At 37.1% G+C, this 24,899-nt stretch carries 20 protein-coding genes and 1 pseudogene; 9 read left to right on the top strand and 12 right to left on the bottom strand.

Annotated elements, in window-relative coordinates; translation table 11 throughout:
- Positions 1 to 29 precede the first annotated feature (29 nt).
- From ACZZZA_RS00270 to ppk1, 4 genes are all read right to left on the bottom strand, one after another.
- Positions 30 to 3,095 carry a choice-of-anchor I family protein gene (locus ACZZZA_RS00270; protein WP_463429280.1) on the bottom strand — a complete coding sequence of 1,022 codons (3,066 nt, stop codon included), beginning with the start codon at positions 3,093 to 3,095 and terminating at the stop codon, positions 30 to 32.
- Positions 3,096 to 3,225: 130 nt separating this feature from the next.
- Positions 3,226 to 3,840 carry an NAD-dependent epimerase/dehydratase family protein gene (locus ACZZZA_RS00265; protein ID WP_463429279.1) on the bottom strand — a complete coding sequence of 205 codons (615 nt, stop codon included), beginning with the start codon at positions 3,838 to 3,840 and terminating at the stop codon, positions 3,226 to 3,228.
- Between the two features lie 409 nt (positions 3,841 to 4,249).
- The gene (locus tag ACZZZA_RS00260) at positions 4,250 to 5,131 is read right to left on the bottom strand and encodes a Ppx/GppA phosphatase family protein (RefSeq protein ID WP_463429278.1); all 882 of its coding nucleotides are present in this window, start codon (positions 5,129 to 5,131) and stop codon (positions 4,250 to 4,252) included.
- A 123-nt stretch (positions 5,132 to 5,254) separates the two neighbouring features.
- Positions 5,255 to 7,327 (bottom strand): polyphosphate kinase 1, encoded by a 2,073-nt coding sequence (ppk1, locus tag ACZZZA_RS00255; RefSeq protein ID WP_463429277.1) that lies wholly within the window; start codon positions 7,325 to 7,327, stop codon positions 5,255 to 5,257.
- 233 nt (positions 7,328 to 7,560) lie between these two features.
- Here ppk1 and dnaK point away from each other — a divergent pair, with 233 nt between their 5' ends.
- Complete coding sequence (gene dnaK / locus ACZZZA_RS00250) at positions 7,561 to 9,456, top strand: molecular chaperone DnaK (protein WP_463429276.1); 1,896 nt, start codon at positions 7,561 to 7,563, stop codon at positions 9,454 to 9,456.
- Between the two features lie 226 nt (positions 9,457 to 9,682).
- Here dnaK and ACZZZA_RS00245 read toward each other — a convergent pair whose 3' ends face one another.
- Positions 9,683 to 11,014 (bottom strand): alpha-amylase family glycosyl hydrolase, encoded by a 1,332-nt coding sequence (locus ACZZZA_RS00245; protein WP_463429275.1) that lies wholly within the window; start codon positions 11,012 to 11,014, stop codon positions 9,683 to 9,685.
- A gap of 152 nt (positions 11,015 to 11,166) precedes the next feature.
- Here ACZZZA_RS00245 and ACZZZA_RS00240 point away from each other — a divergent pair, with 152 nt between their 5' ends.
- Positions 11,167 to 11,979, top strand: coding sequence for a glycosyltransferase family 32 protein (locus ACZZZA_RS00240; protein WP_463429274.1), 813 nt, complete (start codon positions 11,167 to 11,169; stop codon positions 11,977 to 11,979).
- Between the two features lie 245 nt (positions 11,980 to 12,224).
- Here the strand turns inward: ACZZZA_RS00240 and ACZZZA_RS00235 are convergent, their stop codons facing one another.
- Together ACZZZA_RS00235 and ACZZZA_RS00230 are read right to left on the bottom strand one after the other, a co-directional pair.
- On the bottom strand, positions 12,225 to 13,082 hold the full coding sequence (locus ACZZZA_RS00235) for a cyanophycinase (RefSeq protein WP_463429273.1): 858 nt from the start codon (positions 13,080 to 13,082) through the stop codon (positions 12,225 to 12,227).
- Between the two features lie 277 nt (positions 13,083 to 13,359).
- Positions 13,360 to 13,593 carry a glutathione synthase gene (locus tag ACZZZA_RS00230; protein ID WP_463429272.1) on the bottom strand — a complete coding sequence of 78 codons (234 nt, stop codon included), beginning with the start codon at positions 13,591 to 13,593 and terminating at the stop codon, positions 13,360 to 13,362.
- Between the two features lie 528 nt (positions 13,594 to 14,121).
- Between ACZZZA_RS00230 and ACZZZA_RS00225 the strand changes: the two genes are divergently transcribed.
- The 6 genes from ACZZZA_RS00225 to ACZZZA_RS00200 all read left to right on the top strand — a co-directional run bounded on the left by ACZZZA_RS00225 (position 14,122) and on the right by ACZZZA_RS00200 (position 20,856).
- Positions 14,122 to 14,547, top strand: a complete 426-nt coding sequence (locus ACZZZA_RS00225) for a hypothetical protein (protein WP_463429271.1) — start codon at positions 14,122 to 14,124, stop codon at positions 14,545 to 14,547.
- A gap of 56 nt (positions 14,548 to 14,603) precedes the next feature.
- Positions 14,604 to 17,162 (top strand): cyanophycin synthetase, encoded by a 2,559-nt coding sequence (gene cphA, locus ACZZZA_RS00220; RefSeq protein WP_463429270.1) that lies wholly within the window; start codon positions 14,604 to 14,606, stop codon positions 17,160 to 17,162.
- Positions 17,163 to 17,369: 207 nt separating this feature from the next.
- Positions 17,370 to 18,215 (top strand): cyanophycinase, encoded by an 846-nt coding sequence (locus tag ACZZZA_RS00215; protein WP_463429269.1) that lies wholly within the window; start codon positions 17,370 to 17,372, stop codon positions 18,213 to 18,215.
- Between the two features lie 516 nt (positions 18,216 to 18,731).
- Positions 18,732 to 19,145, top strand: coding sequence for a Crp/Fnr family transcriptional regulator (locus tag ACZZZA_RS00210; protein ID WP_463429268.1), 414 nt, complete (start codon positions 18,732 to 18,734; stop codon positions 19,143 to 19,145).
- Positions 19,146 to 19,289: 144 nt separating this feature from the next.
- Positions 19,290 to 19,670, top strand: coding sequence for a hypothetical protein (locus tag ACZZZA_RS00205; RefSeq protein ID WP_463429267.1), 381 nt, complete (start codon positions 19,290 to 19,292; stop codon positions 19,668 to 19,670).
- A 223-nt stretch (positions 19,671 to 19,893) separates the two neighbouring features.
- Positions 19,894 to 20,856, top strand: a complete 963-nt coding sequence (locus tag ACZZZA_RS00200; RefSeq protein ID WP_463429266.1) for a manganese catalase family protein — start codon at positions 19,894 to 19,896, stop codon at positions 20,854 to 20,856.
- A gap of 274 nt (positions 20,857 to 21,130) precedes the next feature.
- Here ACZZZA_RS00200 and ACZZZA_RS00195 read toward each other — a convergent pair whose 3' ends face one another.
- The 4 genes and pseudogenes from ACZZZA_RS00195 to ACZZZA_RS00180 all read right to left on the bottom strand — a co-directional run bounded on the left by ACZZZA_RS00195 (position 21,131) and on the right by ACZZZA_RS00180 (position 23,409).
- Entirely contained in the window at positions 21,131 to 21,658 is a 528-nt protein-coding gene (locus ACZZZA_RS00195; RefSeq protein WP_463429265.1) for a hypothetical protein, read from the bottom strand.
- 26 nt (positions 21,659 to 21,684) lie between these two features.
- Positions 21,685 to 22,350: a zinc-binding dehydrogenase gene (locus ACZZZA_RS00190; protein WP_463433706.1), complete on the bottom strand. Its 666-nt coding sequence runs from the start codon at positions 22,348 to 22,350 to the stop codon at positions 21,685 to 21,687.
- 63 nt (positions 22,351 to 22,413) lie between these two features.
- Positions 22,414 to 22,785 (bottom strand): annotated as a pseudogene (locus ACZZZA_RS00185) (alcohol dehydrogenase catalytic domain-containing protein); the annotation flags it as partial.
- A 258-nt stretch (positions 22,786 to 23,043) separates the two neighbouring features.
- Entirely contained in the window at positions 23,044 to 23,409 is a 366-nt protein-coding gene (locus ACZZZA_RS00180; protein WP_463429264.1) for an SPW repeat protein, read from the bottom strand.
- 303 nt (positions 23,410 to 23,712) lie between these two features.
- Between ACZZZA_RS00180 and ACZZZA_RS00175 the strand changes: the two genes are divergently transcribed.
- Positions 23,713 to 24,267, top strand: a complete 555-nt coding sequence (locus ACZZZA_RS00175; protein ID WP_463429263.1) for an HD domain-containing protein — start codon at positions 23,713 to 23,715, stop codon at positions 24,265 to 24,267.
- A 114-nt stretch (positions 24,268 to 24,381) separates the two neighbouring features.
- Here the strand turns inward: ACZZZA_RS00175 and ACZZZA_RS00170 are convergent, their stop codons facing one another.
- The gene (locus ACZZZA_RS00170; protein WP_463429262.1) at positions 24,382 to 24,780 is read right to left on the bottom strand and encodes a DUF7674 family protein; all 399 of its coding nucleotides are present in this window, start codon (positions 24,778 to 24,780) and stop codon (positions 24,382 to 24,384) included.
- Positions 24,781 to 24,899 lie beyond the last annotated feature (119 nt).

Here is a 24,899-nt window from a genome sequence, read left to right as displayed (position 1 = left end):
GCTACATTAAAATCAAATATGAATAAAAATTACTTTACAATAACTCTTTTCACATCACCTTCAGAAGTTTTGATTAAATAAACTCCGGTATTCAGTTTTGAAGTATCTATTGTCAAGGCATTTTTATCTTTTCCAAGTAATTTTCCGGACATATCGTACAATTCATATCCCTGAGCTTTGTTGAAATACAACATACTTCCTTTATTCACAGGATTCGGGAAGATGTTGAAGCTTGCTTTTTGTGGTTTCACTTCACCTGTTGCTAAAGTTGGAGAAAGAAGAACTTCATACATGGATAATGTTCCGCTGATCTCGTTTGCAACAATCACATATCCTTTTCCTGTTGTGGTATTCGCCGGAGCGATGTATGTGATGCCTTCAGGACCGTTGTCTCCGCCAAATGCCGAAGTCATTCTGGAATGCTTGTAATCTGTAAGGGTTACATTATTGGGATCTGTCACATTATAAACCATCACACCTCCGATTCTTTCTAATGTAATGAATGCGAAAGTCTGTCCGTTGATGGTTCCTAACGTTACTCCTTCCGGTTCAGGACCTTTTGCACGGCTTCTGTTTTTGGCTCCATTCGCTTCGTTATCTGCATTAAAGATTAATGGAAAGTTAGCTGAAGTATATCTTTCAAACTGATCTCCGCTGTCGTAAACGATTTGCTTGGTATCTGCATTGAAAATAGAGAATGATCTTGCGCCTAAAGAATGGATTTCTTCATATTCTGCATCTCCGTCGGTATTTCCGTTCACGCTGGTCGTTCTGAATCTTCCTAAATTGTGTGAAGCTTTCAATACAGAGACGTTCGGGAATACTGTTGAATCTAAACCGTAAGTTGCAGCTCCTACTGTTGTTCTTTCACTAAATCCTCCAAGATCTTTTTCGTCACCTTCATTGGCAGTGACAATGTAATTTGTGCTTCCTATTTTGTATGATGCCATGGCATCCGGATTGTAATATGCTTTTACCGGCCAATTGGCGATCAAAACTTCTCCGTTATTATCAGAAGCGTCAAAACCATTTCCTGGGAGGCTCATGTCTTTTTTACCTAATCCCCAAATGCTTCCTAATGTTTTTGTAGCTAAATTAACTTCAATGATTGAATTGCTTTCCTGACAAGAAACCCATGCTTTCTGGCTGTCCGGACTGATTGCAATGTATTCCGGTTCCAGATCCTGAGCAAGAGTGCTTGTAGATTTTACTTTTCTTCCTCCCGTTAAAGATAAAGTGGCTTCCTGACCATTAAATTGGGTGAACGCAAGTGTAGTCACATTAGATTGCGTTAAAGCCTGAATTCCGGCAACCGTCAAAGAAGGAATATCGATAATGCTGATCGAACCTTCCGGATCTACCGTGTAAGCATCGTTTGGCTCTCCTTCATTGGCAGTCATCACTTTGGTTCCGTCTGGGGTGAAAGTAATCATGTCTGGTAAAACTCCAACATTTACTTGTTTCAAAAAGGTTCCGTTGATGTCAAAGAATACAACCGATCCGTTTGCTTGTGCATTGGTTCCGTTTGGAGAAGCCACTGCGATGATTCCGTTTCTTACAGCAATACTGGTAATTCCGCCGTATGGCAACATATTTACTGTACTGATAACCGTTGGAGCAAGCGGATTTGCAAAGTTGATGATATCAAAAACATCTGTAAGTGCACTGATCGTGAAAAGTCTTTGGGTTGCAGGATCATGCACAACAATTTCTGTAGAACTGTTATTGGTTCCTGAAGGATCAAAGCTTCCGATATAATTTAACTGGATTTGGTTAGATGCTGTCGGTGCTGCTTTGTCATTGTCTACGATATAAACTGTAGATGATGCATCACCTGTGATTGTTGCTCCGACAGGATTTTCAAGACTCAAAACAAAATATTCTGCCTGTTGTTCTTCTAAAATATCATCATTAACAGGAATATTAATCGTAACACTTGTGGTGGCTGGAGTAATATTGATGGTTTGATTGGTCAGTGTGAAATCACTGTTGTTTGCCGTACTGAAAGGTGCCGGTTTTACTACAAGATTTACCGTTGCATTTGAAGGATTATTGACATTGATTTTAAATGCTAATGTTCCTGCATTTTCGTTGACTTTAACGAATGTCTTGTCTAAAGAAATTGTAGTTCCTGCCGTAGTGAAAGTAGTAGATGTTGTCGCAGTTACAGCATTATCGCTCGTATCTTCAATCATATTTGGTTTTAAAGCCAGATAATATGCCTGATTCGGGACTAAACCTGCAGTAGGAATGACTGTAATTTTATTGTTACTGAACGTCGTTGTGAAAGGAACTACTGCTCCTGTAGCATTGTTTAATCTCAATTCAACCAAACTCTGAGCATTTGCAGCGGTAATGGCAGAATTATCAAGAAGCCTTACGTTTTCGTTGAAAGTAACTGTAGGATTTACTGTTGTAGAAGCGTTGTTGGCATTGTTCGCAGGCAAGTAAGTTACTGTAGGTGGAGTAGTGTCAACTCCGCCAGTCGGAGTAGCATCCACTGTGAAGTTATCAAATCTGTTGTTTCCTACATTTCCTCCAGAACCTGTTGCGAACTCAACTTTCAATTTGAAGTTTGGATTGTTTGCAACTCCCGCAACCGCTGAAAAATCAAATGTAATCAATTGCGGATTTCCATCCATTGGTGCAACAGTTTGGTATTGCGTAAATGTAGTTCCGTCTAAAGAATAAGACCAGGTTTGCGTTCCTGCTCCTGAACCCGATCTTCTTGTAGTAAATTTTACCACAACATTATTATAACCTGTTGTAGGAAGAGAAAATTGTAGGTTTCCGTTGATAGGATAATTGTATCTCAAATGCGTTCCGGAAGCATCTCCGTTTCTTGCATTCAAATTGTCAATATTAAAATTCTGTGCTGTTCCGCCGGCAAAATCAACAAAAGTATCTGCACTTCCGGTTCCTGTAGAAACTGCAGCAATAGAGCCGTTTAAGAGTGTTGAGGTCGGAGCTGTAATAGCTGCAACGGAAGCATTGTTGTTAAAATTCCAGTAGTGAACCAAAGTTTGTCCTGAAACTGCACCATGAAATAATGCTGCGATTGGTAACAAACTTCTGAAAAAGTATTTGTTCTTCATTTTTACTTATATATAGATTTGTGCAAAAATGAAGATTAATCTCTGTTTTGTTTTTAATTAAACTTTAACAAATAATTAATTATGTGTATCAAATCAATAATTAGTTTGCCATATTTTTAATATCCTCAATTTACAAAACAGATTGTGGATAACCACTATTGACAATATTGATCATCGCTTCCCCAAGCTGATGCATCGATAATGTTTTGGAGGGCGAGATCATCGGAAAAAACCAGACGAAAGGTTTGAAAAGAGTTTTGACGTTTTTCTGTCCTTCAAAAGGTTTCATAAAACCAGGGCGAAAATTGTAAACAGCTTTAAAACCAAGTTTCTGCAAATCATTTTCGGTTTTTCCTTTTACTCTTGCCCACATGAATTTTCCGTTTTCGGAACTGTCTGTGTACAGGCCTGAGATGAAATTGAAAGTACTTTCGGGATTTTGATTTAAAACTGACTGAGCAAAGTGTAGAGTAGTGGCATAAGTAATTTTGGTATACTCTTCTTCGTTCATTCCCATACTGCTGATTCCGGCGCAGAAGAAGCAGGCGTCATATCCTTTTAAATTTTCGTCGGTGAGATTTATTTGTAAGAAATCGGGAACGAGATATTCTTTCAGCTTTGCGTGTTTTTTTCCGGAAGGTTTTCTGCTGACACTTAGAATTTCAGAAACATTTGGATTTTCAAGACATTCCATTAAAACACCTTCACCCACCATTCCTGTTGCTCCCGTTAGAATTACTTTCATTTTACAGTTTATTTTATGCTGTTTTGAATGACGTTTGTTAATTTGGATTTACTTTAATAATTTGATTATTATGATAAGAAATATAAACTCACAAAGGTTGGGTAGCATTAGTGAAGAAATGACATCGCTTTGAGTAGATTTTGAAAAATGGTTTGAGAATTTTTTGATTTATGGTTCGCCTGCAGTTCATCGGTTCTCGATACAAAATTCTTTCAGAATTTCACTCGAACTGACGGGAAATGAATTGAAGGTCAGTTTTTTTTAGCCGTGATTGAAACGGTATCCTTTTTTTTGCGCTGGAAAAAGAAGGATGGAAAAAAGATACAGTGGAAAGCAGGAATTAGCTTCTAAAAAAATCAGGTCACAAAATGCAATCGGAAAAATGTATTTTTTGAATTGGAAAACTTTGTTATTTACCTGAAACCCTCTCATAAATATTGTGAATCAAACCATCCGCCACAGAAATTTTAGGAACGAAAATCTTGTTGATCTCTGCCCAATGCATCACAAAATTGTAGATTTTTAAAGCATGCACCAAAACGTCGGCTCTGTCTTCTCTGAAACCATATTTTGTCATTCTTTCTTCAACTGTAAGATCATTAAATTCCTTGTAGGCTTTTTTCAGATAAGCGATCGACATCGGTTTGCCGTCTTTGGTTTTGCTCATCGAAAAAACTTTGTTGATATTTCCGCCGGAACCGATGGCAACAATTTGTTTTTTGCTGCTGATGTTTGCCTTTATTTCTTCCTTCATCTCTTTCCAGTTGTCTTCTGTCACGAGATTATTGAGAAGACGAATCGTTCCGATATTGAAAGATTTTTCGTAAATCATTTTGCCATCTTCATAGAATGTTAACTCGGTAGAACCACCGCCAACATCTACATAAAGATAGGCGAAATCTTTGTCAAGACCTTCTGCAACATGGTTTTCGTATACCAAAGTTGCTTCTTCGTCTCCGGAAATAATTTCTATATTGAGATCTGAAGAATTTTTTACTTTTTCAATAATGTCTTTTCCATTATCCGCATCGCGCATCGCACTGGTTGCGCAGGCTCTGTAATGTTCGACTTTGTAGACTTTCATCAGATCACTGAAAATTTTCATTGAATCTAAGACCATTTTTTCTCGCTCTTCACCTATCTTCCCAAGAGTAAAAACATCCATTCCCAATCGCAGAGGAATTCGCAGGAGATTTAATTTAATAAATTCTGGTTTTCCGTTTTGAATTTTTACCTCATTGATTAAAAGTCGGGCTGCATTACTACCTATATCTATCGCTGCAATGATCATTAGTTAAATGTATTTTATTGAATTTCAGTTATTTATTAAAATGTTATGCCTTTTATAAATCGAATGTACAAAAATAATTTGTTTATTATTCATCAAAATCCGAAAATGAGTCTTTTACAGCAGCTATTTTACGGTAGTTTTAGCTTTCAGATAATTGTAGGTTGCAATCTGTGAGCGACATTCTTCTTCATCATTGCTGATATATTCGTTACTCAATTTTTTATCTAAAATTCGGGCTTTTACATTATCTCTCAATTGAATATCCAAAATATCTTTCAATTCGTTTTTAAGATTTTTATCAGTAATTTTTGCGGCGGCTTCTATTCTGTAATCCAGATTTCTGTTCATCCAGTCGGCAGAAGAAATATACAGATCTTCAGCACCTCTGTTGTAGAAATACATGACTCTCGCATGCTCCAGATATTCGTCGACGATGCTTATTGCCTTTATTTTTTGTTTAAAATCTTTCTGATTGATTGCACAGTAAATACCTCTCACAATAATTCTGATCACTACACCGGCTTTTGCAGCTTCATATAATTTTAAAATCAGCGCACGGTCACTTACAGAATTGGCTTTAATGATCATTTCTGCTTTTCGACCAGCTTTTGCCTCTTCAATTTCCTTATCGATGTGGGAAACAATTTTTTCACGCATAAAAACAGGACAGACCAATAAGTTTTTACACGTTTTCAAAACTGACGTATAATCTTCCTTTGGCTTTCTTAGGGCTGTGAAAACTTTGTTGATGTCTGCCATAATGCCTCTGTCTGAGGTCATGATCAGATGATCACCGTAAATTCTGGCTGTTTTTTCGTTAAAATTTCCGGTACTTACGAAGCCATATTGCAGAGTTTTGTTGTTGATTCGTTTTTTTATGACACACAGTTTAGCATGCACTTTTTTGTCCGGAATTCCCACGAGCACCGTAATTCCTTCCGGTTCAAACATTTCTTTCCACATCAAATTAGATTCTTCATCAAATCTTGCCTGAAGCTCGAGCATTACCGTCACTTCTTTACCATTTCTGGCAGCATAAATTAAGGCATTGCTTATTTTTGAGTTGCTTGCAAGACGGTATGCAGTAATTTGTATAGATTTTACATCGGGATCCATTGCGGCTTCACGTAAAAGATCGATCACAGGAGTGTAAGTATGATACGGAAAACTCAGCAAAACATCTTGCTTCAGAATGACATCTGTCACTCTTTCACCATGTTCGAAAGCATGATGGGTAAAAGATGTTCTCTCTAAAGGTTTTTTGTAATATTCAAATACATCCGGAAAATCCATGAAATGTTTGAAATTATGAATTTTTCCACCGGGTATGATGCTGTCTTTTTTGCTTAAATTTAACTTTCTGATAAGCAACTCTAGCATTGCCTTATCCATATCTTTATCAAACACGAATCGGGTAGGCTTTCCTTTTCGTCTGTTTTTAAGACCTTTTTCTATTTTTTCGGCAAAATTGGTTCTGATGTCATTATCAATATCCATTTCTGCATCTTTCGTTACCTTAAAAGCATTAGCAGAAAATTCGTCATATCCGAAATAAGAAAAAATGTGGGGAAGATTGAATGTAATGACATCCTCTAATAGCATGACATTTTTTTCTTCTAAATTTTCTGTAGGTAAAAGCACAAATCTTCCTACAAAACGGGATGGGATTTCAATAATAGCGTAATTACTGTGATAATGCCAGTCTTTTTTTCGCATTGCAACTCCTAAATAAAGACTTTTGTCTCTCATGTAAGGCATTGGCGTATTTTCGTGAAGAAGGATAGGAATTACATTAGATTCTACCACTTCATCAAAATATTGTCTTACAAATTCTTTCTGTTTTGCCGTAAGATTTTTTGACGTTTTAATAAAAACTTTCTGCTCTGCCATCTCAACCTGAATTTTTTTCCAGGTTTTGTCGAAATCTGCCTGTTGAGTAATCACAATTTCATTAATTCTCTGAAGAATTTTTGATGGGGGCTGATAAAAAGATTCTGCAATTACTTTTTCCTTAAAATCCATGGCACGCTTCAGACCAGCAACACGTACTCTGAAAAATTCATCTAAATTATTAGAGAAAATCCCAAGAAATCTGATTCTTAGATGCAAAGGCACATTTTCGTCCATTGCTTCCTGCAAAACTCTTTCATTAAACGCCAACCAGGTAATATCTCTGGGATTAAAGTGTACTGACATAGATATTAGTAAAATTTATCAAAAATACTAATTATTAATAATCTTTATTTACCACCAAGATTAATCTTTAATTAATTTTTTTCTTGTTGTACACGTGTTTGTGACAGTTTGCTGACTTATATCTGATGGAAATTATTGTAATGATGTGTCAATTTGTCATATAAATTCTAATGGTACAGATATTGAGAATATGAGTTTGTAAATTAAACCTAAAATTAAAAAATATAAATATTATGAGTAAAATAATCGGAATTGACTTAGGTACTACCAACTCTTGCGTTGCAGTGATGGAAGGTAAAGATGCCGTAGTAATCCCTAATGCAGAAGGAAAAAGAACAACACCTTCTATCGTAGCATTTACAGAAGATGGTGAAAGAAAAGTAGGAGATCCTGCAAAAAGACAGGCTGTAACAAATCCGACAAAAACAGTATATTCTATCAAAAGATTCATCGGAACACATTTCAAAGATGATGCTTCTGAAGTTTCAAGAGTACCTTACGCTGTTGTAAGCGGACCAAACGATACTGTAAAAGTAAAAATCGAAGACAGAGAATATACACCACAGGAAATTTCTGCAATGATTCTTCAGAAAATGAAGAAAACTGCTGAAGATTATCTTGGGCAAGAGGTAACAAGAGCGGTAATTACTGTTCCTGCTTACTTTAATGATGCTCAGAGACAAGCTACAAAAGAAGCTGGAGAAATCGCTGGTCTTACTGTAGAAAGAATCATCAACGAGCCTACAGCAGCAGCTTTGGCTTATGGTATGGATAAAGCTCACAAAGACCAGAAAATTGCAGTTTACGATTTAGGAGGTGGTACTTTTGACGTTTCTATCTTAGATTTAGGAGATGGAGTTTTCGAAGTATTGTCTACAAATGGTGATACGCACTTAGGGGGTGATGACTTTGATGATGTTATTATCAACTGGATGGCAGACGAATTTAAAGCTGAAGAAGGTGTTGATCTTAAATCTGACGCAATTGCATTGCAAAGATTGAAAGAGGCAGCTGAAAAAGCAAAAATTGAGTTGTCTTCTTCTCCTCAAACTGAAATCAACCTTCCATATATTACAGCTACAGCTACAGGTCCTAAACACTTAGTGAAGACTTTAACTAAAGCTAAATTTGAGCAATTATCTGCTGATTTGGTAAGACGTTCTATGGAGCCTTGTAAAAAAGCGCTTTCTGATGCAGGTCTTTCTATCTCAGATATCGACGAAGTAATCTTGGTAGGTGGTTCTACAAGAATCCCAATCATTCAGGAAGAAGTTGAAAAATTCTTCGGTAAAAAACCATCAAAAGGTGTTAACCCGGATGAGGTTGTAGCTATTGGTGCAGCGATCCAGGGTGGAGTTTTAACCGGAGATGTGACAGACGTTCTTTTATTAGACGTTACACCACTTTCTTTAGGTATCGAAACAATGGGTTCTGTTTTTACTAAATTAATTGAATCAAACACGACGATCCCAACTAAAAAATCTGAAGTATTCTCTACGGCTTCTGACAACCAGCCTGCCGTAAGCATCAGAGTAGGACAAGGGGAAAGACCAATGTTCAACGATAACAAAGAGATTGGTAGATTTGACCTTACAGATATTCCACCGGCACAAAGAGGAGTTCCTCAGATTGAAGTAACTTTCGACATCGATGCCAACGGAATCTTAAGTGTTTCTGCAAAAGATAAAGGAACTGGTAAAGAACAGTCTATCAAAATTCAGGCATCTTCTGGTCTTTCTGAAGAAGAAATCGAAAGAATGAAAAGAGAAGCTCAGGAAAACTCTGCAGACGATGCGAAGAGAAAAGAAGAGGTTGAAGTTTTCAATAAAGCTGACGGATTGATTTTCCAGACTGAAAAGCAATTGAAAGAATTTGGTGATAAATTGTCTGCTGACAAAAAAGCAGCGATCGAAACTGCTCACGCAGAATTGAAAACCGCTTTTGAAACTAAAAACGGAGACGATGTAAAAGCTAAAACTGAAACTCTTGATGCAGCTTGGATGGCAGCTACAGAAGAAATGTATGCAGCAGGTCAACAAGGACAGGGAGCAGATGCAGGAGCTCAAAATCAAGGAAATGCAAACGGAGCAGAAGATGTTCAGGATGCAGATTTTGAAGAAGTGAAATAAGTGGTCTCAGACTGATTAAATATGAAATCCCCAAGCGAAAGCCTGGGGATTTTTTGTAGTGAATATGATACTAATAAAGAAAGGTATCAATAACTCGAAGATTTTTTCAACAATTCCATTTCCTCAAAAATGATTAAATAATTAAATTACTTGATATGATAAAATATTTGATTGTCCTGATCTTCTGAAAACATTTACAATTCAAAATTTACAGATTATTTTTCATTCAAATCTCTTTGGAATTGTGCAAAACTATATATTCCCAAGGTTCCATCGTCATAATCAAAGTTCCTGAAACTGCTTTTTTCTCAACTGTAAAAAGATTGGTGTAAATTCCCGTATCAAACGACGTATCAAACTGAACAATGAAAGATTCTTTACTGAGATTAATAAACACCAGTACTTTGTCACCATTCTTTTCCCTTACAAAAGAGATCACCTGATCCATTCTGTCATTCATAATTCTGATCATTTCTCCGCCGTAATTGCCATTCCAGAGTGCCCGGTTTTTATGTTTCAGTTCAAAAAGCGTAGTGTAGAGTGCTTCGTTCTCGTGGGATTTCCATTCAATCGGATCTTTCTCGAAAAATGCCAATGAACGATCCAGTCCCGCTTCCTGACCGCTGTAAACAAGCGGTATTCCATCCATCAAAAAGGTAAAAACGGTTACGGCTTTTAGTGCCTCTCCAAAATTACTATTTTGGTTTCCTTCCCATGAATTCTTGTCGTGATTATCTATGAAATTCATGCGGATGCCGGCTTTTGGGAAAATCGAGACGTGCTCTGCAAGATAAGCCTCTGTCAGGTTTTTTACACTCACGTTATTTATTGCAATCTGGTGGAGTATATTCCAGAGTGTCCAGTTGTAGGTGGAATCAAAAGCTTTGCGGTGTAGTTCTTTGTCTTCGGCTTCTGCCAGCATAAAGACAGCTTTTATACAGTCAAGTTCTGCTCTCACATTTTCCCAGAAATCGATCGGGACAAAACTCGCAATGTCGCAACGGTACCCGTCAATCTGATATTCATTGATCCAAAACTTCATAGCATCAGTCATATATTTCCGAAGATCGGGATGTCTGTAATCCAGCTCTATGATGTCATCATAATCCCGCCATCGTGTGGACTGGAAAGTACCTTTTCTTGATTTCATGTACCAGTCGGGATGCCGTGTCACCAACTCATTGTCCCAGCTGGTATGATTGGCAACCCAATCCAGAATCACGTACATTTCCTGATCATGGATAGCTTTGACCAGACTTCTGAAATCTTCTCCTGTACCAAACTCGGGATTGATTTTTAAATAATCTTTTACCGAATAATAACTCCCCTGACTTCCTTTTCTGTGCAATTCCCCGATAGGCTGAACCGGCATGAGCCAAATGATATCTATGCCCATTTTCTTAAGTCGCGGCAGCTGACTTTCTACAGCTTTGAAGGAACCTTCCTCCGAAAATTGACGGATATTGAGCTCATAAAGTGTGGCATTCTTGACCCAATCCGGCGTAGTGATTTCTACATACTGCTTAGGTAAATATCGGTTGTCAGTTGATTGATCCATAAGTTTTAAAGATGCTAAGAAAAAACCAGAACGAATATCATGCCTACCATGATTATTCTGAGTATTGATCCCTCAAGTTTTTGACTTTTATGGATTATTGTAAAAAAAACTGATCCAATTCTGAGTTTAGGTTTGATGTTTGCAAGAAAAAAGTGACACCAGAATTTCTTGTAATTAATTCAAAATATATAAATATGATCCCTAAAAAAATACATTACTGTTGGTTTGGCAGACAGCCGAAAACCGAATTGGCAAATCACTGCATCAATACCTGGAAAAAGATTCATCCCGACTATGAAATTGTGGAGTGGAACGAAGACAACTCGCCATTAAACGACAACAACTGTGTGAAAGAAGCGTATGCTCAGAAGAAATGGGCTTTTGTTTCAGATTATGTTCGGTGCAAAGTGATGTACGAGCACGGAGGCATTTATATGGATACCGATATGGAATTGAATCTGCCATTGGATGAGTTCCTGAATAAGAAAGCTATTTGCGGTTTCGAAGTGAAAGGTGTGCCTTACTCAGCGTTTTGGATGGCTGAGCCAAAACACCAGCTGTCGAAAGATTTTGTAACCTATTACGATCAGCAAGATGGTTTTGTAGAGCGCATCAACACCGATATTTTTTCTGAAATGCTGGAAAACGAATATGGCGCAGACCGCTACAGCGACACCATTCAGAAACTCAAGCACGATGTCACGCTTTATCCGTCAGTGTATTTTTCTCAGCACTTACCGAAGAATTATGTCAGCCATCATTTCAGCGGCTCCTGGTTTGGCGGTGATGAAGAAGACACGCACAAAAAGATGGTGAATGTCTATGGACTTCTCGAGCAGCTGATCAATTATTCTGGCGCTGACAAAGCGGTGGAAAGCATCATCAACAAACACAAAATTATTAATGTGAATGATATTCTGGATCTGATTCCCAAAGATAAGATCAAAGCCTATCTGAAAGACTGATACACTAATTAAATCCGGGTTACCTATATTATAAATGCTCATTCCAAAGGATTTTATAATTTAAGTTTCTCAATACATAACAAGTTAATTCTAGAGTTCAACTTAAAGAACTTATAAGTATTTAAATCCCCAAGCGTAAGCTTAGGGATTTTTTTAGCTATAAAAAGATAATGTATGGAGATAAAATTGAGCAGTGAGAAGTATTTGAATCAAATTAGTAAGAATACATTGTTAAAAAATTATTACTAAGATTTAATCTCATTATTAATATCAGGACCTTCAACTTTTCCTGTATTTAAATCAATAATGCAGTTTTCTGTTAAGAGGTGAGCGGAGAGATTTTCAACATATACCGGGCATCCTCCTTCTGCCGAATTTATATTGGTTTGTCCTATATTCTTGGCGTTGATGATAATAATCATTCCGGAGCCTTTGCAGACTGCTTTATTACCATCTTTTATAAGCAAAGCAATATCTTCTCCCAAGCCAATACCCTGAAGTTTCTGATGTAGCAAAATAGCATGGGCAAGCCTGCCGAATCTTCCACGGCGCACAAAATGTGTATCAACAATAAGGTTATCAATTAAATTCAGCCCATATTCAAGCTTAATATCATCGGCTAATATTGCCTCACCATTTTCTGCTTCGCAGATAACAATCTCAGCCAGACACATCGCTCCTGCACTGGTACCTGCAGCAATAAAGCCATCCTCATTCAGATATTTTTCTTTAAGTAAACGTTGAATGGGTGAATTCTTCAGATGCTTACAAATTCTTGTCTGATCACCACCTGTGAAGAATACTGTTTTTGAATTTGATATCCTTTTTAAATATAAGTCAATGGGCATAGAATTGTCTACGTCATGTAAAAATCCAAAATTGGTATAACCGATGTCGTCAAATGTTTTTTGATAAGTTTCGCGCATGCTTTCCGGTTCTGAACTGGCTATGGTGATCACTTCTATTCTGTCATCTTTGGATTTTACCAATAATTTAAGAATTTCATCAGTTGAAAATTCGTTGTTGTTATCCTCTATTTCAACCTCATTATAGGCTCGATCCTCATTTCCGCCAATAATCAATAATTTTCCTTTTGGGCTCATAACATTTATTTCTAACTATATTGATCCTAAAATTACCGCACAGGGTTGTAAAAAATTATGATGTAAGTCACAATGTCTTAATTATAGTCTCATCTAAGTTAATCATCGCATCAGTGAACATTTTTCATTAGTCTTTGATTCTGCTGACTTTGCCATAATCATATTGACTGTAGTTTCAATTTTCAAATAAAATTTGTCAATTTGTATTCTAACCGCTTAATTCTTCATTCAATTGATCAATTATTGATGCTGTAACTTAATAAAACTATTGAACTCCCTAGTATTTTATATCAGTAGAAATCCTGCCATCAAAAGGAGTACTCCAATAGATAAATATTTGTTCATTAAATCTTATAATTTCTGCCTGAAGCGGGCTATACTTTCCATCGGGCAGTAACTCTTCTACAGTTAAATCAGCTCCGATACCGATCTTGTTTTTGTCAAATTCTACACGGTATCTTCCATCGTCAGTTAAGACAAAATCTTCTTTTTTAAAATTGTAATTATTCATATTATTTTTGTTAAATGTTATCTGGCTATTACTTATCTATATTCAACAGAAGTACCTTACGTTGCGATTAATCATTTCTATTCAACTTATCAATGTGTTATTGATCTGGTCGCACTGACTGAATTTCTCCGGTAGGCAAGCTTTCAAACAATGAAGGGAAAATCATGTGCAGTATAACATATATTATCACCATGAGGGGTATTAATGAAAATAAGATGATAATAAATAAGTTGGGTTTATTCTTATTTTGTCTTTTTGGTTCCATAATAAAATGATTTAGCTTTCATAATTTATTCAGCTAATTTCTTGCCAAGACTAAGAATATTTGTCCACATGGTATCGAAAAGTCTGCTCTGTAAATGAAAGAACAAATTAATCCGGTATAGAATTCCGCCATCCAATGTTAGTTTTATCGTGGATGATTGAGATAAATTCCGAAGAATTATTAAACATTTTATTGTTATGCTCTAAGTCATAATTTAGTTGTGATGACAGTTTTACCTTTGAGTAAACCAAAAAATAAAATTTATGAAATCGATTATCACATCAGTACTTGTTTTAGCGTTTGCAATCAGCAGCTGCAAAAAAAATTCATCAACAGACACTTCAAACAATGAAGATTCGGCTTCTGCCTATGATAATAACAGCATGCCGACCAACAACTCTTCAGCAATGTCAACAGACAGTTTGAGTACAGAATCTCAGAACGCGGCTATACCAGATCCGTCCAGGATAGATTCAGCACAAAATACTCGAAACAATTCATCACAAAACAATCAAAACGGTTCCACACAGAACAATCAAAACGGTTCAACACAAAATAATCAAAACGGTTCAACACGGAACAATCAGAATGGTTCGACACAAAACAATCAGAGCGGATCATCACAAAACAATCAAAGCGGTTCACAACAAAACTCTCAAGGCGATTTGCCAGCAGGTACAAGAAGGTAATAGAAAACCTATTACAGTTTCGCCATAAAAGTTAAGTTAAATAACTGCCATTGTTTATGATTACGAGTGAAATCAGAATTATGCGGGGCCCAAACATGTGGTCCCGCACTCACCACCGTCTAATTGTTATTAAATATGATCCTTTTACAATTTCGGAAACAGACTCTGAAAAACAGCAGCTGATCAGAGATTATTTCCGTTCAAACTATCAATTTGATTGTCAACATGATGAGTTTGGGCTCTGTATACTAAGCTATATTTTACAACTGGCTTCGAAATTACAAGGGCCATCTATTTATCATAATATCGTTTCATTCTCACCGGGGATATTTTACGGAGTAATAGAATATGAGGTTGAAGAGACCGGTCTGGAATCATTAAAACTTGCGTCAGAAATTATACAGTCAATCTCTGATAATGGAATTCCTGCAACATTCACTGAAGTTCAGAAGCAGGTTATGACTGTTCACTGTAAGTACAGCGAAGGACCCACAACTTCTATGATCATTGAGGCTGCCAGAAAACGGAATATTCCTGTGCATACAGGACCTGCTGGATTTACCATTTTGGGATATGGAAAAAACCAGAAAAGAATCAGCGCTGCGATTTCTAATTACACATCCTGTATTTCCGTAGATATTGCCTGTGATAAAGATTACACTAAGAAATTCTTAAAAAGTGCCTATTTACCGGTGCCTGATGGAAGATTGACGCAAGATGAAAGTGAACTCTCACTGATTGCTGAAAATTTGGGATATCCATTGGTCACCAAGCCCTTTAATGGTAATCAGGGAAAAAATGTGACTTGCGGCATTAAAAACTTTGAAGAACTTATTAATGGATTTCGTTCTGCGGCACAAATATCAAAATCTGTGATTGTTGAAAAAGAAATTATAGGTTATGATTACCGAATGTTAGTAATCGGAAATAAATTTATTGCAGCCTCATTACGACAGCCTGCTTCTGTAGTCGGAGATGGTTTTTCAACCATTTCAGAACTGGTAGAAACCGAAAATAACAGTCCTTTGCGAGGTGATGGCCATGAAAATGTCCTGACAAAAATCAATCTGGATTCTGCTGCAGAACTGCATCTTCAAAAGCAAGGACTGCAACTGCATTCTGTTCCTGCAACAGGACAGCAGATATTTTTAAGGTCTACAGCCAATTTAAGCACAGGTGGTACTGCGGAAGATGTTACAGAAATCGTACATCCATCTAATATATTATTGTCAGAAAAAGTATCCAAAGTTATTGGCCTTGATATTTGCGGAATCGATATTATAAGCCCGGATATTACCAAGCCTCTTTTGGAAAATGGCGGTGCGATTATAGAAGTGAATGCAGCTCCTGGACTAAGAATGCATAAATATCCTACAAAAGGAAAACCACGTGAAGTCGGGGATGCGATAGTAGATTTAATGTTTTCGCAGGGAGATGAGGGCAGAATCCCTATCGTTGCGATTACCGGGACAAATGGTAAAACCACAACGACCAGACTGATGGCGCACGTAGCGTCATTTGCAGGATATACTGTGGGATTTAGCTCAACAGACGGTATTTATGTTGGAGGTGAAAGGATTAAAATAGGGGATTGTTCCGGTCCCCAAAGTGCGCATACGATATTACAGGATGCGACCGTTGATTTTACAGTGCTTGAATGTGCCCGCGGCGGAATTATCAGATCAGGTCTCGGTTTCGACCAGTGCGATATTGCAATTGTCACCAATGTTGCAGCTGATCATTTGGGATTAAAAGATATTTATACGGTAGAGGATCTTGCCAATGTAAAAGCAGTGGTTCCGTGTGCGGTAAAGAAAGAAGGCTGGGCAATTTTGAATGCAGCAGATGAACTTGTATATGGAATGAAAGACAGCGTGAGTTGTAATGTTGCTCTCTTTTGTTCTGATGAAAACAATATTCGCCTTCAGGAACATATGAAGAATGGCGGATGTGCAATATATGCAGATCATCAACATGATATAATCCTTTACAATGGCGCTGATAAAATTTTCGTTTTTAACGTAACCGAAGCACCCATTACTCGTGATGGAAAAGCAGAATTTATGATTGAGAACTTACTGCCTGTAATTTTAGCAGGATATTTCTCAGGAATCCGAATTGAACAGATCACTCTTGCATTAAAGAGTTTTATTCCTACTGCAGAACAAACTCCCGGTCGCATCAATGAGTTTGAAATCAACGGCTTAAATGTCATCGTGGACTACGCCCACAATCCTCACGGTCTTCAGGCGCTCGCCGGATATCTTAAACATATTTCGGAGAAAAAAACCGGGATTATTACTGTACCGGGTGACCGCCGCGATAATGATATCATAGAGTTCGGGCAGATTGCTGCATCAATGTATGATGATATTATTATTAGGTTTGACCGTGATACAAGGGGGAGAAGTGAGGAATCTATTGTCGAGCTTTTAGCACAGGGGATTCAAGATATAAAGCCGTATTTAGAATATAAGGTTATTGCAGATACCCAATCTGCTATTCACTTTGCTATTGATAATGCAGAAACAGGAAGCTATGTTGTTATTAGCGCAGACGATGCCATAGAGACACTCAAGATCACACAGAATGTCGCTCAGCTGTATCAACATTAATCTCCATCATAGTTATACTGAAAAGATATTTTAATAATCTTAATGGCAATAGCAAACCGATTAAAACTTCAATGAAAATATTTTCATTGAAGTTTTTTATATATGATTCGTCTCATATACTACTCTCATTTTTTCGGTATAATTTTGAAATGACAACATGATTTGTTGTGGAAATTACCGTTTAATATTTAAAAATAGTTTGATTTTATGATTCCAAAAGGAAAATTATTAATTATTGGTGGACATGAGGATAGAGCCGATAACAAAGTTGAAATTAAGGAAAATAACCATAAGTTTTCACCCAATGAAATTCTTAAACTTCTCGCGGAATCCAAAGATGACAGAATAGAAGTGATCACAGCAGCAAGTTCGGAACCTGAAAGTATGCGCGACACCTATCAAAAAACATTTGAGGAGATAGGGTATACCAATTTTGGTTTCTTACACGTTATTGACGACAATACGCCACTTGATGTATATTTAGACAGAATATCTAATTCAAAAACGGTATTCTTTACAGGCGGTGATCAAAGCAGGATTTGCGAACATCTGAAAAATTCGGACATTCAAAGCTTACTTCGGGAGAAATATCAGAATGAGAAAGGCTTCGTTCTTGCCGGCACCAGTGCAGGAGCAATGTGCATACCAGAGATTATTATCAGCGACGCAGAAAATGGTGAGGCTATATTAGCAGATGATATAGAGCTTAATTCAGGACTAGGCGTTCTTAATAATCTAGTTGTTGATACTCATTTCGTACATCGAGGAAGATTTGGAAGACTTGCCCATGCTATTTTACTTCATCAAGATCTTAATGGCATCGGTCTGGGAGAAGATACAGCTCTACTTATAGAGGACGGTTCCAAAGCAGTGTGTAAAGGATCAGGTATGGTGATCGTGATCAGTGCCAAAAATATGGGTCAAACCAACATAGACACTGCTGAAAAAGGATCTCCGATATATGTTGAAAACCTCACAGTTCACCTCTTAACGGAAAGCTGCATTATAGACCTCAACACAGGACAGATGAAAGGTGCGAATATGAGCAGCTAAGATTCATTTTAAAAATAATGCAATTTTTATACTGAAACTAAGATAACCTATTACATTATTCCCAAACCTTAATGTCTAATTGTTTAAAATGCTCATAAAATTATTATGAGCATTTTCTTTACATCAAATACATTGAAAGCATTTCAAAATCAAGCAGTATTACCACTTTGACATATTAATTGTAGTGAATTTTTTACGACAAATTAAAGCTTGAATTATTAATATTTATTTGAAAAACATAGTGTTGATAATGACTTACATCATAAAATGCAAAGGTTTTGACTATTTATCTTTGAAATACACCGCAAAATACAAAAACTATGAAATTATTCGCATTACTAACCCTAATTCCGGCGATCACTAGTACTGCTTACGATGTAGATTCTATCAAAAACAGTTAGTAATCACTGTACTGCCTTCATTTCAGAAGCTACCTCATATTATGAGCTGATTGTATTTATCGGTTGGGCAGTATATTATGAAATAACAAGTGCTAATATTCAATAAACAAAAACTATGGTTATAGAAGAACATTATTTAGTTTCTGCAGGAGCTGAAATTATAGAATATATGCCTCAGGAATTTATCTTCCGTGAAGGAAATTCATCTTCATATTATTACCAGATAATTGAAGGAAAGATTAAACTCAATAATATTAATGAAGACAGTAAGGAGTTTATTCATAACATTCTCTCTGAAGGACAGTGTTTCGGGGACATGGTATTGTTTCTTAAACAACCATATCCAATGAATGCAGTTGCGCTGACTACATGTAAAATAATGAGAGTCTGTAAACAAAATTTCTTCGCAATGCTTGATGTTTATCCGAAACTATATCAAAATCTATGTCTTGCAATGTCACACAGAGTTTGTTATACTCTTACCATGCTCCATCAATATTCCGCAGTAAACTCTTCAAAAGATTGCTGACATGAACCTTTTCTAAAATGGGTATTTTGGAAGATGCCGTTTACAGATTAATCCGTCTGAAAATAGAACTGCTAAAACTTACAATAAATAGCAATAAGATATTACGGACTAAAAACCGTTTGTGCTGTATTAATATTGAAATAGATGCAAAAAGTTAAAATTTTCCCTCTTATCCAGGCGGCTTATTTTTTTGTCACCGCTGTATGGCCACTTATAGATATAACGGGTTTTTTAGCAGTTACCGGATATAAAAGGGAAGTATGGCTTGTTAAAACTGTTGGTGTATTGCTATTGCCTTACTGTCTGATTTTACTTTATCTTGCATTCAGCGACAAAAAGAATTTTATCATGGCAATTGCAATCATTCTTTGCTGTCTATCTTTAGCGGTAATTGAACTCTACTATTACTTTAGAGGCGTAATCAAATGGGTCTATTGTATTGACGGAGGACTGCAGTTAGTATTTATGAGCTATTGGATCTTACATATTATTTTGAAAAAACGCTCCTATTCTTCTAGAGGGTAACAAGGTATATCTAACAAATCTTTCGATTTGGAAGGTAAGCAATTAAGATCTCAGTTATACTTGAAAATGAATAGTCACCCATATGAATAAAATTTTGGACATTATTTGAAAACTTTATATGACTATAGTCATAAGTGTTTGGTTTTTAGGTGTTTATATACCACAATAACAGTGGTTGGCATAAAGTTAGCAGATTTTAAGTCTAACACCAAAAAATAAAAATATGTTTTACCATTCACAAAATCTTATTAATCCAATTGTGCTTGATGAACCGGATCCATCTGCGGCTAATGCCTTGCAGGAAGGATTAGGTGGTCAGTTCGGCGAAATGCGTACCATGATGCAGTATCTTTTCCAGAGTTTTAACTTCCGTGGCAACGCTACGCCCTACATGGATCTAATTCAGGGAGTAGGTATTGAGGAGATTTCTCACGTAGAGCTAATCACCAAAACTATTTCTCAGTTATTAGATGGATCTCCAAGATATCAGGGAGACCAATATGAAGCACCAAGTAAAGACGGAGGTGTCGCATTGGATATGGCTAAAGAACAACAAAATCCACATCATTACATCATAGGTGCCCAAGCTGCGCTACCAGTGGATGCTGCCGGGAATCCATGGAGTGGAAGTTATGTACACAATCATGGGAATTTAGTTCTCGATCTGATGGACAATTTAGTGCTAGAGGCTACCGGGAGGATTCAAAAATGCAGAATCTACCAGATGAGCAGTAACAAGACCTTACGGGCAACCGTCGCATTTCTTATCGTTCGGGATGAGGCTCATCAGGCAGCTTTCGCAAAAGCCCTGGAAACTTTGGGAGTAGATTGGAGCAAGGCTTTACCTGTGCCAAAATTTGATTCTTCACAGTTTCCTGAAGTAAAGAGACTGATGGATTTAGGCCTGCATCGAGAACAATACACGTTCCGTATGGACGGGTCATTAATGGAACAGATTTTCAGCGAACCATCGCCATTTAATGATGGGACACAACTGACAACACTTAAAGAACCTCGTGAATCGTTTCCGAGCCCGCAAGCGCCTGAACGACCGGAAGAATTTGCTCCGGGTCTCGATGAAGAATTGCAGGCATTGGCAGATGCTTTCACTGAATTTAAAGAATCAGGAGGAAAAATTAAAAACAATGTTTTTATTAGGGGAGATGAAAAAAATGATTCTTTTTGATATTTGATTTTAAAGGTCTGTAAAGTAATTCTTTACAGACCTTTTTTGAATTATAAAAAATAGCCTAGTCATTAACCAAGTGATCAGACTGTTTCACAATTCCAGCAATTGAGAAAAGACCTACTATAGTACGGCATTAAGAAAATTCCGAGAATAGGAATCTACAGATACTGATCGCAAAGTGGTCATCATTAATGCTCGGTATGAAAAGTATAACAAACAGGGACTAAGTAAAACATAAAAACGGCCGGAATTTCTTCCGACCGTGAGTTGATTAATCGTTGTTTTTCTTTTTTGAAGATAGAACACTTACGGCGACGGCAGTCACGGCCGCTGCTACTGCAAATTTCAGAAGAAAACTCTTTTTATTGTACTTCCATTCTGCTCCCCATCCGCGCTCGGCAAAGATGTTGGGCAAATAACCATTTTTTAAATCGTCAATAATTCCTTCAACTGCGCCCACACGGTCTGCGAGAACAAGTGGAAGCCATCTTCCATAGCTGGATTCACTATAACGGAATGCCAATTTTCTGATGGCTCCGTTTATACCTTCCGGCGGCGAGGCAGTACCAAAAACAGCGGTTAAATTGGGTCGCTCAACGGACTTCAGAATTTCAGCATTTTCAGGTTGCTGTTCCGGTCGTTCCCATGTGTAGCCTTCATGTTCTTCGTTAGTACGTTTTTTCATTGGATAAACAGGGTCGTTTTGCGGATCGGCATCTATTCCCCAACCTTTTATCTGGCTGTAATCTGTTTCTTCACTCTTTTTAAAATCGGAGGGTTTTGTTTCGTCTGTAAGCATGTCGTAATATTTTTAGTTAAAAACTTTTAAGTGGTTGGCGGAATAAGCACTGTCTTTATGCAGCCGTCCAGCTTGCGTGAAAATATATGATAAGCGTCGGCTACTTCTTCCAGTGGCACCCGGTGAGTGATGATTTGTTTGGGGTCAAGGTTCCCGTTTTTTATGTGTTCAATAAGCTTAGGCAAGTTGCGTTTTACGGCTGCCTGATTGGCTCGGATCGTAATCCCTTTATTCACAACGTTTCCTATCGGTACTAATGCATCTGTAGGGCCGTAAACACCCACAATCGAAACAATTCCGCCTTTCTTTACAGAATTAATTGCCCAGTGAAGTGCCGTGGTAGAACCACCCTGTAAAAGCAACTTCGTTCCCAGAATCGTATTCGTCAAATTCCCTTTTGCTTCGCATCCTACGGCATCTATACAGACATCTGCACCCAAAGAATCAGTTTGGGCTTTGATGAAGACCACGGGATCGCCAATGCTATTAAAATTATAAGCTTCACATTGCGCATATTTTGCTACGAAATCGAGCCGGTATTCTAGATGGTCGATCACGATAACTCTTCCTGCACCAAACAGCCACGCAGATTTAGCTGCCATAATACCAATGGGTCCGGAGCCAAAAATCACTACGGTATCACCTCTTTGAATACCTGCCATTTCTGCGGCCTGATAGCCGGTAGGAACCACATCAGTAAGCAGCACTGCATCGTCCGGATCCATCCAGTCAGGAATTACTGTTGGTCCCACATCTGCGTAAGGAACACGGGCATATTCGGCCTGCCCGCCTTGAAAACCGCCTGCCGTGTGAGAGTAGCCAAAAATACCTCCTACTGCAGTGGCCATTGGATTTGATTCATGGCAATTACCATAAAGTTCCTGTTTACAAAAAGCACATTTTCCGCAGGCAATATTAAATGGCACCATTACCTTGTCGCCTACTTTCAGTTTTTGTACAGAGGAGCCAATTTCAACTACTTATCCGATAAACTCGTGTCCAAACGTGGTTCCCACACGAGTATCGGGAACAAGGCCATGATAAAGATGCAGATCTGAGCCGCAGATACAGGATCTTAATACCCGCACAATTGCGTCTTCAGGATGTTCTATTTTTGGTTCCGGCATATTGCGGTCTGCGCGTACGCGAAAAGGTCCGCGGAAATTCATTGCTAACATAGATGTTTATTTTTATTGTATTGGAGTTTAAGAAAAGATAAATACTGTCATAATTTCTTGATCATGTTTTATTGTATCTGACCGTTTTAAAAGAAGTGCTGTCGTGTTTTTGGCTTATAACTATAATTTCATGTATTTTCAAAGGAACATAAAATGGATTCCCTGACTTTAGGATAACCTTATTATTAAATAATCATGAGATGATCCTTAAATCTGCCTAGTTCTCTGAATACTATCAGTTGCTTTTCTGGAAAGCATCACCGCTATAATTTCAAATGCTCCTAAAATGGCGTGTGGCAGATAAACTCTGTCGCTGAAGCCAAAAAGCCAAGGTGATACTAATAAAAGCAACCCTGCAATGAAATCGATTGTAAGATGAATTTTGTAGGGAATAAGGCGGACTAAACTGTATTCGTAGTTGGTAAAGAGGCTGTATATTATTGTTGAAGCCCCTAAAATAACTGGAATTAACGTTGCTGCAGTTTTGTCAGCAAATCCCAAAAGCCAAGGTGCTGCAATGAGTAGGATCCCTACAATATAATCTAAAGCAGCGTGAATTTTTGATGAAATCATAACTAATATTTTTAATTTTGTATACAATATTAAATCCAATTTTTGTACCACTGGGAGAAAAAATAAGATACAAGTAATTGATTTTTAATGTTTTGTAATTGTGTTTTGATAGAAAAAAAAGATTAGGAATGTCGCTTTTTATGATCTAAATCCTATACCATTAAAAAAGTAATGCTTTTATTTGAGAGGCTTAATAAATACGTAATCAGGAATCCATTGTGCAGTATGAAGAGTACTTTCTAAGCTGGAAAAAGAATAAACTGGAATTCCCATACAGCAAATGATTTAATACAATAAATTAATATGACCGATTTAGAGAAATTAGATAAAATTATTGAATTTGCAGATCATGCACACGGTGATCAGATGAGAAAGTACACTCCAGACCGGTACATCGTTCATCCTGTAAGGGTGATGAGAACATGCAGTCAGTATACCGACAGCCTTCCTGTTCTGGCGGCGGCCGTACTTCACGATGTGCTGGAAGACACTCCTTATACACAAAATGACCTGTCAGTATTTTTGAAAAACTATATGAGTGAGGAAGAGCAGTATTTTACCGTGCAGCTGGTAAAAGAACTTACCGATGTATATATCAAAAAAAGTTTTCCTGCTTTAAACCGTTTCCAAAGAAAGAAAAAGGAGCTCGATCGCCTTAAAGGGATTAGTCCGGAAGCTCAAACTATAAAATATGCTGATATCATTGATAATGCAACTGAGATTTCGCAAAGTGACCCGGATTTTGCCGAAAGGTATTTGCAGGAGTGCTATGATATAGTATCTTCATTAACAAAAGGAAATCAAGAGCTTCGAACGATCGCCCTGAAAGTAGTTACTGCAACGAAAAAGTATAATTAAGATACATCTACGTGCTTGTAAAATTCAACTATATTAAGTTTAAAATCAATGGCCAATAATAAACGATGCCCGAACTGAATGTTCGGGCATCGATCGTTTATACAAATATAAAAATTAATTCTTCTTAAACATCATCTCATCAAGCTTGGTTTGGTTGAGATAAATTTGTTGAAATTCAATGGGCATATACTGATACAAAAGATTCCATTGTTGGATGTCAGTATGCTTTTTAAGGCTTCCAAATGATCTGATAAAAAGATTTTCGATGATATGTTTTACATTGAAAGTTCCGTTTTTATAAAGCCATTCCATCATTTTGATATTACGATTGACAATATTGATTTTAGATTCCTGCAAAAGAACTTTTAAATAATCAACCGTTGACTGTATGATTCCCGGGAAATTATTCTGAGCAGATAACTGCGCTATTTCGTTCTGAATAGATGGATAAAATATTTTTAAATGTTCGATTGCCTGTACTTCATTAATCGTTTGCGCTTCAAAATTTTTCATTATTTTAAATATTTTTCTTAAATCCAGAAAATGATAACCAAAAGTGTACCAAAACAAAAGAGAGAATGTTAAATAATACTTAAAGTAAATAATTTAAAAATGAAATTGTTGATAGCGGA

Source organism: Chryseobacterium sp. AC405b, assembly GCF_979258685.1.
Note: the sequence above shows the minus strand (reverse complement) of the source record. Positions and strands in the feature narration are given on the sequence as shown.